Origin of the sequence: Streptomyces sp. NPDC056061 (assembly GCF_042266885.1) — a bacterium.
GTDB lineage: Bacteria > Actinomycetota > Actinomycetes > Streptomycetales > Streptomycetaceae > Streptomyces.
The window spans coordinates 129,498-142,569 of the sequence record NZ_JBHJWQ010000002.1; the positions used below are offsets into that span (position 1 = coordinate 129,498).

General features: G+C 72.2%; 11 protein-coding genes. 8 read left to right on the forward strand and 3 right to left on the reverse strand.

Annotation, left to right across the window (positions count from 1 at the left end):
• Positions 1 to 80: 80 nt before the first annotated feature.
• The 4 genes from ACFC79_RS04700 to fabF all read left to right on the forward strand — a co-directional run bounded on the left by ACFC79_RS04700 (position 81) and on the right by fabF (position 3,692).
• Positions 81 to 995, forward strand: coding sequence for an ACP S-malonyltransferase (locus tag ACFC79_RS04700; RefSeq protein ID WP_376235187.1), 915 nt, complete (start codon positions 81 to 83; stop codon positions 993 to 995).
• A 13-nt stretch (positions 996 to 1,008) separates the two neighbouring features.
• Complete coding sequence (locus ACFC79_RS04705; protein WP_376235189.1) at positions 1,009 to 2,040, forward strand: ketoacyl-ACP synthase III; 1,032 nt, start codon at positions 1,009 to 1,011, stop codon at positions 2,038 to 2,040.
• 63 nt (positions 2,041 to 2,103) lie between these two features.
• Positions 2,104 to 2,352 carry an acyl carrier protein gene (locus tag ACFC79_RS04710; protein WP_376235192.1) on the forward strand — a complete coding sequence of 83 codons (249 nt, stop codon included), beginning with the start codon at positions 2,104 to 2,106 and terminating at the stop codon, positions 2,350 to 2,352.
• A gap of 77 nt (positions 2,353 to 2,429) precedes the next feature.
• The gene (gene fabF / locus ACFC79_RS04715; protein WP_376235195.1) at positions 2,430 to 3,692 is read left to right on the forward strand and encodes a beta-ketoacyl-ACP synthase II; all 1,263 of its coding nucleotides are present in this window, start codon (positions 2,430 to 2,432) and stop codon (positions 3,690 to 3,692) included.
• Positions 3,693 to 3,812: 120 nt separating this feature from the next.
• On the opposite strand, the gene ACFC79_RS04720 is transcribed toward fabF, so the two are convergent.
• Positions 3,813 to 4,307, reverse strand: a complete 495-nt coding sequence (locus ACFC79_RS04720) for a DUF3145 domain-containing protein (protein ID WP_376235198.1) — start codon at positions 4,305 to 4,307, stop codon at positions 3,813 to 3,815.
• Between the two features lie 327 nt (positions 4,308 to 4,634).
• Here ACFC79_RS04720 and ACFC79_RS04725 point away from each other — a divergent pair, with 327 nt between their 5' ends.
• Positions 4,635 to 5,549: an SGNH/GDSL hydrolase family protein gene (locus tag ACFC79_RS04725; protein WP_376235200.1), complete on the forward strand. Its 915-nt coding sequence runs from the start codon at positions 4,635 to 4,637 to the stop codon at positions 5,547 to 5,549.
• Between the two features lie 56 nt (positions 5,550 to 5,605).
• The gene (locus ACFC79_RS04730) at positions 5,606 to 6,616 is read left to right on the forward strand and encodes an aldose epimerase family protein (protein WP_376235203.1); all 1,011 of its coding nucleotides are present in this window, start codon (positions 5,606 to 5,608) and stop codon (positions 6,614 to 6,616) included.
• 76 nt (positions 6,617 to 6,692) lie between these two features.
• On the opposite strand, the gene ACFC79_RS04735 is transcribed toward ACFC79_RS04730, so the two are convergent.
• On the reverse strand, positions 6,693 to 9,209 hold the full coding sequence (locus ACFC79_RS04735) for a glycoside hydrolase family 3 protein (protein ID WP_376235204.1): 2,517 nt from the start codon (positions 9,207 to 9,209) through the stop codon (positions 6,693 to 6,695).
• Between the two features lie 162 nt (positions 9,210 to 9,371).
• Here ACFC79_RS04735 and ACFC79_RS04740 point away from each other — a divergent pair, with 162 nt between their 5' ends.
• Positions 9,372 to 9,974, forward strand: coding sequence for a TetR/AcrR family transcriptional regulator (locus tag ACFC79_RS04740; protein WP_376235207.1), 603 nt, complete (start codon positions 9,372 to 9,374; stop codon positions 9,972 to 9,974).
• Between the two features lie 111 nt (positions 9,975 to 10,085).
• A complete protein-coding gene (locus tag ACFC79_RS04745) occupies positions 10,086 to 12,056 on the forward strand; it encodes a flavin monoamine oxidase family protein (protein ID WP_376235209.1) in 1,971 nt (656 codons plus the stop codon).
• Positions 12,057 to 12,102: 46 nt separating this feature from the next.
• Here the strand turns inward: ACFC79_RS04745 and ACFC79_RS04750 are convergent, their stop codons facing one another.
• A complete protein-coding gene (locus ACFC79_RS04750; protein ID WP_376235211.1) occupies positions 12,103 to 13,023 on the reverse strand; it encodes an EI24 domain-containing protein in 921 nt (306 codons plus the stop codon).
• Between the last annotated feature and the right edge of the window lie 49 nt (positions 13,024 to 13,072).

Here is a 13,072-nt window from a genome sequence, read left to right on the forward strand (position 1 = left end):
GAACGTCAACAATTCCCCCTACGGTTCTTCGTCCCTGTCCCCACGGGCGTTCCGGGCCGTTCGCAAGAGAGAGTGTGAGGGTGCTCGTACTCGTCGCTCCCGGCCAAGGCGCTCAGACGCCCGGCTTCCTGACTCCCTGGCTCGACCTCCCCGGTGCCGCCGACCGCATCGCGGCCTGGTCCGAGGCCATCGGGCTCGACCTCGTTCACTACGGCACGAAGGCCGACGCGGAGGAGATCCGCGACACCGCGGTGGCTCAGCCGCTACTGGTCGCCGCAGGTCTGCTCTCGGCCGCCGCGCTCGACGCGACGGCCGACATCGTCGCAGGTCACAGCGTGGGTGAGATCACCGCCGCCACGCTGGCGGGCGTCATCGGCGACGAGGCCGCACTCCGTCTCGTACGGGCCCGCGGGCTCGCCATGGCGGATGCCGCCGCGGTCACCGAGACCGGCATGGCGGCGCTGCTCGGCGGCGAGCCGGAGGTCACCCTTCCGCACCTGGAGAAGCTCGGCCTGACGGCGGCGAACGTCAACGGGGGCGGTCAGATCGTCGCCGCGGGCACCGCCGAGCAGATCGCCGCGCTGGCCGAGGACAAGCCCGAGGGCGTGCGCCGGGTGGTGCCCCTCAAGGTCGCCGGCGCCTTCCACACACGTCACATGGCGCCCGCCGTGGAGCGGCTGCGCGAGGCCGCGTTGGAGCTGAAGATCAGCGATCCGTCCGTGACCTATGTCTCGAACGCCGATGGGAAGGCCGTCGCCACCGGCGACGAGGTGGTTTCCCGGCTGGTCGGCCAGGTGGCCAACCCGGTGCGCTGGGACCTGTGCATGGAGACCTTCAAGGAGATGGGCGTCACCGCGCTCGTCGAGGTGTGCCCCGGCGGCACCCTCACGGGTCTCGCCAAGCGTGCTCTGCCCGGTGTGCAGACCCTCGCGATCAAGACACCCGACGACCTCGACGCGGCCCGCGCGCTCATCATCGAGCACGCGGGTGCCTAAGGAGCCCGAGAGCATGTCGAAGATCAAGCCCGCCCAGGGCGCCCCCTACGCACGGATCATGGGTGTCGGCGGCTACCGTCCGACGCGGATCGTGCCCAACGAGGTGATCCTCGAAAAGATCGACTCGTCCGACGAGTGGATCCGCTCGCGTTCCGGCATCGCCACCCGTCACTGGGCGAACGACGAGGAGACCGTCGCCGCGATGTCGATCGAGGCGTCCGGCAAGGCCATCGCCGACGCCGGGATCCGTCCCGACCAGATCGGCGCCGTCGTCGTCTCCACCGTCTCGCACTTCTCGCAGACGCCCGCGATCGCCACCGAGATCGCCGACAAGCTGGGCACCGACAGGGCCGCCGCGTTCGACATCTCGGCGGGCTGTGCGGGCTTCGGCTACGGGCTGACCCTCGCCAAGGGCATGGTCGTCGAGGGTTCGGCCGAATACGTCCTGGTCATCGGCGTGGAACGGCTGTCGGATCTGACCGACCTGGAGGACCGGGCGACGGCCTTCCTGTTCGGCGACGGCGCCGGTGCGGTCGTCGTGGGCCCCTCCAAGGTTCCGGCCATCGGCCCGACCGTGTGGGGTTCCGAGGGCGACAAGGCCGGCACGATCAAGCAGACCGTTCCGTGGGACAAGTTCCACATCGGCGACACGTCGCAACTGCCCCTCGACTCCGAGGGCAACATCAAGTTCCCGGCCATCACGCAGGAGGGCCAGGCGGTCTTCCGCTGGGCCGTCTTCGAGATGGCGAAGGTCGCCCAGCAGGCGCTGGACGCGGCCGGGATCGCCCCGGAAGACCTGGACGTCTTCATCCCGCACCAGGCCAACATGCGGATCATCGACTCGATGGTGAAGACCCTCAAGCTGCCGGAGCACGTCACGGTCGCCCGTGACGTGGAGACCACCGGCAACACCTCCGCCGCCTCGATTCCGCTCGCGATGGAGCGGCTTCTGGCGACCGGACGGGCCAAGAGCGGGGACACCGCGCTCGTCATCGGCTTCGGGGCGGGTCTCGTCTACGCCGCAACGGTCGTTACCCTCCCCTAGACACACCAGGCCATTCGGCCCGGACGTCCGAACCCTGCAGATAAACACCGAAGGAGCGCCAACATGGCCGCCACTCAGGAAGCGATCGTCGAAGGTCTCGCGGAGATCGTCAACGAGATCGCCGGTATCCCGGTCGAGGACGTCCAGCTGGACAAGTCCTTCACCGACGACCTGGATGTCGACTCGCTGTCCATGGTCGAGGTCGTCGTCGCCGCCGAGGAGCGCTTCGACGTGAAGATCCCCGACGAGGACGTCAAGAACCTCAAGACGGTCGGCGATGCTGCCGACTACATCCTCAAGCACCAGGCCTGATCGGGCCGGCTCCTGTGTCGCCACCCGGCGGTGGCGCCGCTGATTCACGACCCTCTACACGTGGAGAAGATTTTCCAGTGAGCTCGACCAATTGCACCGTGGTCGTCACCGGTATCGGCGCAACCACTCCGCTGGGTGGCGACTCGGCGTCGACCTGGGAAGGTCTGATGGCCGGTCGTTCCGGCGTCAAGCCTCTCGAGGGCGAACGTTTCGCCGAGCTTCCCGTCCGGATCGCTGCCCTCGCGGCCGTCGACCCGGGCGAGGTACTCCCCCGTCCGCTCGCCCGCAAGCTGGACCGCTCGGCGCAGTTCGCGCTGATCGCGGCCCGGGAGGCGTGGGCGGACGCCGGCTTCACCGGCAAGGCCGGTGAGGACAACGCAGTCCGGCCCGAGCGGCTGGGCTCGGTCATCGCCTCCGGCATCGGCGGCGTGACCACCCTGCTCGACCAGTACGACGTGCTGAAGGAGAAGGGCGTACGCCGCGTCTCCCCGCACACCGTGCCCATGCTCATGCCCAACGGCCCCGCGGCCAACGTCGGCCTGGAGGTCAACGCCCAGGCCGGTGTGCACACTCCGGTCTCCGCCTGCGCCTCCGGCGCCGAGGCGATCGGGTACGCCGTCGAGATGATCCGCACCGGCCGTGCCGACGTGGTCCTCGCCGGTGGCACCGAGGCGGCGATCCACCCGCTGCCGATCGCCGCGTTCGCCAACATGATGGCGATGTCCAAGAACAACGAGGAGCCCGAGAAGGCATCCCGTCCGTACGACACCGGCCGTGACGGCTTCGTGCTCGGCGAGGGTGCCGGCGTGATCGTCCTGGAGTCGGCGGAGCACGCCGCCGCGCGCGGCGCGAAGGTCTACTGCGAGGTGCTGGGCCAGGGCCTGTCCGCGGACGCGCACCACATCGCGCAGCCCGAGCCGAGCGGCCGCGGCATCGCCGCCGCGCTGCAGAACCTGCTGGACCAGACGGACCTCAAGCCGTCCGAGGTCGTGCACCTCAACGCGCACGCCACGTCGACGCCGCAGGGCGACGTCGCGGAGCTGAAGGCGCTGCGCAAGGTCCTCGGCGACGATCTCGACCACGTCGCGATCTCCGCGACGAAGTCGATGACCGGTCACCTCCTCGGTGGCGCGGGCGGCGTGGAGACCGTCGCGACGATTCTGGCGCTGCACCACCGGATGGCCCCGCCGACGATCAACGTGAACGACCTCGACGAGGAGGTGGAGGCGGACATCGTGCGCGACGAGCCGCGTCCGCTGCCCGAGGGGCCCGTCGCCGCGATCAACAACTCGTTCGGGTTCGGCGGCCACAACGTGGTCCTGGCGTTCCGCAGCGTCTGATCCGCGAAACGGCGGCCCGGCGACCCGGTCCCGTACGACGGACGAAGCCCGTCTCCCCGTGGGGAGACGGGCTTCGTCCGTTCGTCGTCCGTCGCGCAGGCGCCTCGTCGGCGCCGCCCGTCACACCACCTGGTGCAGCCAGCGCACCGGTGCGCCCTCTCCGGCGTGGCGGAAGGACTCCAACTCGTCGTCCCAGGGCTTGCCGAGCAGCTTGGCGATCTCGGCCGCCAGGTCCGTCTCGCCCTGGGAGGACCGTGCCAGCGCCGCCCGGAGCCGGTCCTCGGGCACCAGGATGTCGCCGTGCATGCCGGTGACCGCGTGGAAGATGCCCAGTTCGGGCGTGGAGCTGTAGCGCTCGCCCTCCGTCGTGGGGCTCGGCTCCGCCGTCACCTCGAAGCGCAGCAGATCCCAGCCGCGCAGCGCGGAGGCGAGTTTCGACGCGGTGCCGGGCCGGGCCTGCCAGGAGAACTCGGACCGCCAAGTGCCGGGCGCGGCCGGCTGCCTGATCCAGTCGAGTTGCACCCGCACACCGAGAACGCCCCCCACCGCCCATTCGACATGGGGACAGAGCGCGCGCGGTGCGGAGTGAACGTACAGAACTCCACGTGTCGTCACCGGGACCTCCAGTGTGGGACGAAGTTCGCCTTCCCCAGCGGCATCGCGCCCGTGCCGTCGCTTCTCGGCCGGATCCCGAGGTTGTCATCAGTAAACAGCATCGGGGTGAATCTCCTGAAAAGGGACAGTATGTGACGTGATGTGATTTACGGAATGCCACCCGAGTGGAGCCGGGCGAGGAAACGCGCCGCTGGTTCGACGAGGAAAAACTACCGCGCGGGGACGCCTGTGGGGTGACGTACGGTCGGTCCTGGGCACATCATTCGTCCGGCTTTCCCACCGCGATGCCACCGGGGAATGCCGGGGCACAACCGAGGGGACCCAGGCATGCAGGATCGTTCCGTCCGACGTCGTTCGCGGACCGCGGCCGCCCTGGCGGCGGTCGCTCTGCTCGGGTCGGCCGCCCTCGTCGGCTGCGATTCCGACCGGGACGTGGCGACGAAGGGGGCGGCGGCCGGGCCGCGGAGCCCGTCCCCCGCGGCCGGTCCGGTCTGGAACCGCAGCCCGAAGTCGGTGGCCGCGGTGGGTGACTCCATCACGCGCGGCTTCGACGCCTGTTCGGTGCTGGCGGACTGCCCCGAGGTGTCGTGGGCCACCGGCACGGACGCCCAGGTGCGCAGCCTCGCGGTGCGGCTGCTCGGTGAGTCGGGGGCCGCCGCGCACAGTTGGAACCATGCCGTGACGGGCGCCAGGATGGCGCAGCTGCCGGAGCAGATGGCGCGGGCCGCGAAGGAGAAACCGGATCTGGTCACGGTGATGATCGGCGCCAACGACGCCTGCCGGGACTCGGTGCGCAACATGACACCGGTGGCCGATTTTCGTTCCTCGTTCGAGACGGCGATGCGGCAGCTGCGGGCGGGCGCGCCGAAGGCGCAGGTGTACGTGTCGAGCGTGCCGGATCTCAAGCGGCTCTGGTCGACGGGGCGGGACAAGGAGCTCGTCAAGCAGATCTGGAAGCTGGGGATCTGCACGTCGATGCTGGGTGACGCGGACGACATGGGCGCGCAGGCCGTGGCCCGGCGCGCCTCGGTGCAGGAGCGCGTGGTGGCGTACAACACGGTGCTGCGGGACGTCTGCGCGAAGGACGCGCGCTGCCGCTACGACGGAGGGGCGGTCCACGACTTCCCGTTCATCGGCGCGCAGCTCAGCCAGTGGGACTGGTTCCATCCGGGGCGGGACGGGCAGGCCCGGCTGGCGGAGATCGCGTACCGCAACGTCACGGCGGCACGGCCGCCGGCCTGAGGGCCCGTCGGGCGGCCCCGGCCGGCTCCCGGGGTCGTCCCGTAGGGTCTGTGATCATGGACACGAGTTCGAGCACGGTCGTACGTGCGGAGGAGTTCGGCACGTCGGCGGACGGCGACGCGGTGCACCGCTGGACGCTGGAGCGGGCCGGTACGCGGGTGCGCGTGCTGACGTACGGCGGCATCGTGCAGTCGGTCGAGGTGCCGGACCGGGACGGGGCGCGGGCCGAGGTGGTCCTGGGGCTGCCGGACCTCGCCGGGTACGAGGCGTTCCCCGGCCCGTACTTCGGCGCCCTGGTCGGGCGGTACGCGAACCGGATCGGCAGGGCGCGTTTCGAGCTGGACGGGCGCACACACCGGCTCACGCCCAATGAGGGGCGCAATCAGGTGCACGGTGGCCCCCGGGGCTTCGACAAGCGCGTCTGGCGGGCGCGGGAGGCCGCGGGAGGGGTGGGGCTGTCCCTGGTCTCCCCGGACGGCGAGGAGGGCTTCCCGGGGCGCCTGACGGTCTTCGTGACGTACACCCTGGACGAGGACGGGGCGCTGCGGATCGGGTACCGGGCGGAGACGGACGCCCCGACGGTGCTGAACCTCACCAACCACACGTACTGGAACCTCGCGGGCGCGCGTGCGGACGGCGCCGCGCTGGGCCAGGAGCTGCGGATCGCCGCCGGTCGGATCACCCCGGTGGACGCCGAGTCGCTGCCGACGGGCGAGTTCCTGGCGGTGGACGGGACGCGATTCGACTTCCGCGAACCGCGGCCGGTGGGGCCCGGCTACGACCACAACTTCGTGCTGGACGGGGCCGGTGCGGCGGGCGCGGGCCCGGCGGCCGAGCTGTACGACCCGGGATCGGGCCGGGTGCTGACCGTCACGACGACGGAGCCGGGGATGCAGCTGTACACGGCGGACCACTTCGACGGGCGGCCGTTCGGTCCGTGCGCCGGGATCGCGCTGGAGACCCAGCACTTCCCGGACTCCCCGAACCGGCCCGGCTTCCCGAGTACGGTGCTGCGGCCGGGCGAGGAGTTCGTCTCGACGACGGTGTACGGGTTCGGGGTGCGCTGAGGCACCCGGGACGGGCCGCGGGGCCCCGGAGCGGGGTCGGACTCCGCTCCGGGGCCCTCGCGCCCCCGCGTTCGCGCTACGCGTCCCGGACGTCCACGGCGGCCGTCAGGCGCACGTCGCCGAGACTGTGGGCCGCCTGCACCTCGTACGTGCCGGGGACGAGGTGCCAGCCGTACGCCTCCTCGTCCCAGATCTCGTAGGCGCGCCGCTCGATCCGGATCTCGGCCCGCACGCTCTCGCCGGGCCCGGCCTCGACGCGGGCGAAGCCGGCCAGCCGCCGGGCGGGGCGGTCGGCGGTGTCGTCGAGCGGGGCCAGGTAGAGCTGGACGGTCTCGGCGCCGGGGCGGGTGCCGGTGTTGCGGAGGCGGACGGTGGCGCCGTCGGGGCCCGCGTCGAGGCCCTCGTACTCCCAGGTGGTGTAGCCCAGGCCGTGGCCGAACGGGTACGCGGGCGCGGTACCGGACCGTTCCCAGGCCGGGTAGCCGACGAAGACGCCCTCGTCGTAGTGGAGCTTCCCGTCGGTGGGGGTGGTGTTCGAGACGGGGACGTCGGCGAGCGCGACCGGCCAGGTGGTGGGCAGGCGTCCGCCGGGTTCCTCGGCGCCGAGCAGCACGTCGGCAAGGGCGTGGCCCGCCTCCTGGCCCGGGAACCAGCCGAGCAGCACCGCCGCGACCTCCTCGCGCCACGGGAGTTCCACCGGGGAGCCGGAGTTCACGACGACGACGGTGCGCGGGTTGACCGCGGCGACGGCCCGGACCAGGTCGTCCTGGTGGCCGGGGAGCCCGAGGCAGGTGCGGTCGAAGCCCTCGGACTCGACGCGTTCGGTGGTGCCGACGACGACGATCGCGAGGTCCGCGCCGCGGGCCGCGTCCGCGGCCTCGGCGATCAGTTCCGCCGGATCGCGGCGGGGGCCGAGGTGGCACAGGGCGAACGAGACGCCGAGGACGGGCGCGTCGTCGCCCAGGGTCTCGGGGACCTGGCGCAGCGAGACCTCGACGGGCTCGCCCGCGGTGAGCGTGACCCGGCCGCGTTCCAGCGGGTTGCCGAAGAACGCCTCGCCGGGGTCGGCGGAGACGACCCGGTGGATCTCGTCGTACAGGGTCTCGCCCGCGACGGTGAGGGTCAGTTCGCCGGTGCCGCGGGTGCCGAAGACGTGCTCGCCGCTGTCGCGCGGGACGAAGGTGCCGGTGACCTCGACGCTGTGCAGGTTCGTGCGGGTGACGCCCTCGGGGAGGTCGTCGCCGATCCACTGGAGCGTGCCGTCGTGCAGCGGGGCCGAGCCGATGACGGTGCCGGAGGCGTCGCGGCAGACGGCCCGGAGGTCGAACCCCTTTCCGGCGGGGACGAGTTCGTCGTTCGGGTCGGCGCCGACGCGGTAGTCGAGGACGCCGTCCGGGAGGGCGGCGGCGAGGCCGTCCAGCGGCGTGACGACGTGGTGCGGGAAGACCTGGGCCGAGCCGCCGCCGAGGACCCGGGCGTCCCGCGCGAGCGCGCCGCTGAGCGCCACCCTGCGGACGGCGGCCGGGTCGACGGGGAGCACGGCGGGCCCCTCGCCCGCGGTGTCCGTGCCGGCCGCCGCCCGCCCGGCGCGTTCGTTGCGCACCAGGACGAAGGAGCGGCGGGCGATCTCGCGGGCCAGGGCGTCGCCGTCGACGGTCCCGGGGTGGTCGGCCGGGTCGACGGCGGGCGGGGCGCCGTCCAGGACGCCGACGCGGGCGGCGAGCCGCAGCACGTTGCGCACGGCGCCGTCGACGACGGACTCCTCGACCTCACCGGCCCGTACGGCGTCGGCGAGGGCCTTCCCGTAGACCGTCCTCGGGCCCGGCATGGCGACGTCGAGCCCGCCGAGGGCGGCGCCGACGGTGGAGCGGGCGGCCAGCCAGTCGGAGACGACGAAACCGTCGAAGCCCCACTCCCCGCGCAGCACCGCGTTCTGGAGGTAGCGGTGCTCGGTCATGGTGGGGCCGTTGACCCGGTTGTAGGCGGACATGATGCCCCACGGATGGGCGTTGCGGACGATCCGCTCGAACGGGGCGAGGTAGATCTCGCGCAGGGTGCGCGGGGCGACGACGTTGTCGACGGTGAAGCGGTCGGTCTCGGCGTCGTTGGCGACGAAGTGCTTGACGGTGGTGCCGACGCCGCCGTCCTGCACGCCGCGCACGTAGCCGGTGCCGATCTCGCCGGTGAGGTACGGGTCCTCGCTGTACGTCTCGAAGTGGCGCCCGCCGAGCGGGGACCGGTGGAGGTTGACGGTCGGGGCGAGGAGGACGTGCACGCCCTTGCGGCGCGCCTCCTGGGCGAGCAGCCGGCCGGCCCGGCGGGCCAGGGCCGGGTCCCAGGTCGCGGCGAGCGCGGTGGGCGAGGGCAGCGCGACGGACGGGTCGTCGGCGCTCCAGGCGACCCCGCGGACTCCGATGGGACCGTCGGACATCACCAGGGAGCGCAGGCCGACGGCGGGCATCGCCGGCAGCGACCACATGTCCCGGCCCGCCAGCAGCCGGGCCTTGTCGTCGAGCCCCAGGGCGGCCAGCGCGTTCTCGACCGCGGCCTCGCGAGCCGCTTCGGGGTGGGTGGTTGTGGACGCGTCAGCCACGGCCGTTCCTCCTCGTGAGTGTCCTGCACCGCTGCTTGCGATGCCTCCCATCGTCACTCCAATCCCGATCGAATAGTAGGTTTCGTTATCATTTCGTGACGCGCAGGGATGGCGTACGGTCCTCGGAGTGGGACGGACGCAGCACCTGAGGGGGCCGGGACGATGGCGCGGGCCAGGAGCACGGAACGGCGGGCGGAGATTCTCCGGGCCACGTTCGAGGTGATCGCCGAGCGCGGCTATCGCGGCGCCTCGCTGAACGCCGTCGCCGAGCGGGTCGGGCTCAGCCAGCAGGGACTGCTGCACTACTTCCCGACCAAGGAGGCGCTGCTGGTCGCCGTGCTGGAGGAGCGCGACCAGTGGGACACCGGCGGCGGCACCCGGGGCGACGGCACCTGGCGGACGGACCTGCTCGGCTCGCTGGTGGAGTACAACGCGATGCGGCCCGGCATCGTGCAGGCGTTCTCGGCGCTGCTCGGCGAGAGCGTGACGGAGGGCCACCCGGCCCGGGAGTTCTTCACCCACCGCTACACCCAGGTCCGGGCGAACATGACGGCCACCCTGCGCGCGGAGTACGGCGAGCGGCTGCCGGGCGGCCTGACCCCCGAGCGTGCGGCCCCGCTGCTGGTGGCGGTGATGGACGGCTTGCAGTACCAGTGGCTGCTGGACCCGGACGCGGTGGACATGCCCGCCGCGTTCCACGACTTCCTGACCCTGCTGCGAGCGGCGGGCCCGGACGCCGAACAGAGCCCGCGGTCCACGAACTGACGGTCAAGTCGTCAGTATGGAACGGCCGTTGGGCCCACCTGCGGGTGATTTCCGGGTTTTCTACGCGCGTTCGGACACGGACCGCGCACCGGGCGGTCCAGGGTGGGGCGCATGACTTCCGAGCCCACCGGGGCCTCCTCGCCCTCCGCCGGCCTGCCCTCCCGCCGCTCCCTGATCGCGGGGGCCGCCGCCGGCGCCGCCGCGCTCGCCACGACCGCGGCCGGCCCCGCGAGCGCCGCCGTTCCCGCCGCCGTTCCCGCCGCCGTCGACCCGGCCGCCGCTCCCGTCCTCGCGCCGACGGCCGCCGGATCGGACTGGAACACCTGCCTGAACATCGCCCGCGCCATCCTCGTGCGCGACGAGCACGACCGGCCGCTGATCCCGCACTACAAGGAAATCCTGCTGTCCAAGGGCCTTCCGCGCGGGCGCAAGGCACCCAAGAAGATCCTGGTCGTCGGCGCGGGCCCGGCCGGGCTGACCGCCGCCCACCTGCTCCACAGGGCCGGGCACACCGTCACCGTGATCGAGGCCAACGGCAACCGCGTCGGCGGCCGTATCAAAACGTTCCGCCAGGGCGGCCACGAGCACTCCGCGGCACCGTTCGCCGACCCGAAGCAGTACGCCGAGGCGGGCGCGATGCGCATCCCCGACAGCCACCCGCTGGTCACCGGGCTCATCGACAGCCTTGGTCTGAAGCGCCGCCCCTTCCACCTGGTCGACGTCAACGCCCAGGGCCGCCCGGCCAACCACACCTGGATCCACGTCAACGGCATCCGGATGCGCCGGGCCGACTACGCGGCGAAACCGCGGGCGATCAACCGGTCGTTCGGCGTCCCGGCCTCGTACGAGGACAAGCCCGCCGCCACGATCGTGCGGGAGGCGTTCGCCCCGGTGCGCAAGGAGTTCGAGGGCAAGGAGGGCCGCGAACTCGTCGAGGGCTGGGCCAGGGTCGTCCAGCGCTACGGGCACTGGTCGATGTACCGCTTCCTTGCCGAGGCCGCCAAGCTCGACGAGCGCACCATCGACCTCGTCGGCACGGTCGAGAACCTCACCTCGCGGCTCCATCTCGCCTTCGTGCACAGCTTCATCGGGTCCTCGCTGATCAGCCCGGACACCGCGTTCTTCGAACTGCCGGGCGGCACCGCCACGCTCGCCGACCGGATGTACGAGCGGGTCAAGGGCCTCGTACGGCTGGACCGCCGCGCCACCCGGATCGGTTACGGGGAGAACGAGGTCCGGGTCGAGACGATCTCCGAGGGCCGCGACGGCAAGCGGCTGGTCAGGGAGACGTTCACCGGTGACCGGGCGATCATCACCGTGCCGTTCTCCGGGCTGCGGCACATCCCCGTCTCGCCGCTGCTCTCGTACGGCAAGCGGCGCGCCATCACCGAGATCCACTACGACGCGGCGACCAAGGTGCTGCTCGAATTCAGCCGCCGCTGGTGGGAGTTCGAGGAGAAGGACTGGAAGACCGAGCTGAACAGGATCAGGCCCGGTCTCTACGACGCCTACCGAACGGGCAGGGCCCCGGCCGACGGCTCCCTGCTGGGCGCCCACCCGTCGGTGCCGTCCGGCCACCTCCCGCCCAACCAGCGGGTGCACTACGCGGCGTACCGGGCCACCGCCCGCAACCAGCCCGAGGCGGCGCACGTCATCGGCGGCGGGTCGGCCACCGACAACCCCAACCGCTTCATGTTCCAGCCCTCCCACCCGGTCGAGGGCAGCGCGGGCGGCGTCGTCCTCGCCTCGTACAGCTGGTCCGACGACGCGCTGAAGTGGGACTCGCTGGACGACGACGAGCGCTATCCGCACGCCCTGGGCGGCGTCCAGGACGTGTACGGGCAGCGGATCGAGGTCTTCTACACCGGCGTCGGCGCGACCCAGTCGTGGATGCGCGACCCGTACGCGTACGGCGAGGCGTCGGTGCTGCTGCCGGGCCAGCACACCGAACTCTTCGCCGACGTGCGGTCGGTCGAGGGGCCGCTGCACTTCGCGGGCTGCCACACCTCGATCAAGCCTGCCTGGATCGAGGGGGCCCTGGAGTCGGCGGTCAGGACGGCTCTGGAGGTGCACGCCAGTTGATCCGCCCCGGTCCCGCGCCCGCCCCGGTGGTGGGCGCGGGACCGGCTCAGCTCCGGTCGGGGGTGGGCGGGGCCGACATCGTGGCCAGGTGGCCGCCCGCACCGGCGGCCCCGTCCGCGTCGCCGTCGTCGTTCCGGTCGTCGTCCCGGTCGTCGTCCCGGTGGTCGCCGCCCCCGTCGCCGTTCCGGCCGTCCCCGCCCCGGTCGCCGCCGTCCCGGTCGTCGCCGTCGTCGGGTGCCACCAGGTCGCGGGCCAGCAGGGTGGCACCGGCGACGGCACCCGGCATCAGGAACACGGCGACGAACGGGACGAGGAACACCAGGCCCAGCGGCACGCCGAAACCGAGGGCCAGCATGCGGCGCCCGCGCAGCAGGGCGAGCCGGTCCTTCAGCAGCATGCCGCGCCGCTGGAGCGCGACGGCGGTGAGTTCCTCGGAGAGGAAGTAGCCGGTGACGCAGAATCCGACGGCCGGGACGACGGTCTGCCCGACGACCGGCACGAACCCGAGGGCGAACAGCAGCAGCGAGTACAGCCCCACCCGCACCAGGATGCGGACGCTGTCGACGGCGGAGATCCACAGGTCCCGCCAGAGCGGCAGCCCGGACTCGGGCACCTCTCCGCCCTCCGTGCGGTCGACCTCCTCGGACAGCGACTCGTAGAACGGCTGGCCGACCAGCAGTGTCACGGCGGTGAACGTGATCACGGCGAGGAAGAGGCCGAGGCCGAAGAACAGCACGGTCAGGGTGGTACGGAACAGCCCGAGCCACGGCGAGGACCAGTCGTCGGCGAACGGCGTCGCCCACGCCACCAGATCATCGGCACCGTAGCCGAGGCCGACGAGCGCCGCCGCGTACAGGACGAGGGTGATGAGACCGGGCAGCAGTCCGAACCCGAACCAGCGGCCGTGCCGGCCCACCCATCGTTGGCCCGCCACCAAGTAACCGAAACCCACCCCGAGATCGCGCATGGCGTCAGCGTACTGGCGCCCGGACACGGCCTCGGATGCCCGAGGGCCG

Coding starts and splice junctions, on each gene's coding strand:
- ACFC79_RS04730 (WP_376235203.1), top strand. CDS start 5,606: ATGGACACGAGTTCGAGCACGGTCGTACGTGCGGAGGAGTTCGGCACG.
- ACFC79_RS04710 (WP_376235192.1), top strand. CDS start 2,104: ATGGCCGCCACTCAGGAAGCGATCGTCGAAGGTCTCGCGGAGATCGTC.
- ACFC79_RS04725 (WP_376235200.1), top strand. CDS start 4,635: ATGCAGGATCGTTCCGTCCGACGTCGTTCGCGGACCGCGGCCGCCCTG.
- ACFC79_RS04750 (WP_376235211.1), bottom strand. CDS start 13,023: ATGCGCGATCTCGGGGTGGGTTTCGGTTACTTGGTGGCGGGCCAACGA.
- ACFC79_RS04745 (WP_376235209.1), top strand. CDS start 10,086: ATGACTTCCGAGCCCACCGGGGCCTCCTCGCCCTCCGCCGGCCTGCCC.
- ACFC79_RS04705 (WP_376235189.1), top strand. CDS start 1,009: ATGTCGAAGATCAAGCCCGCCCAGGGCGCCCCCTACGCACGGATCATG.
- ACFC79_RS04740 (WP_376235207.1), top strand. CDS start 9,372: ATGGCGCGGGCCAGGAGCACGGAACGGCGGGCGGAGATTCTCCGGGCC.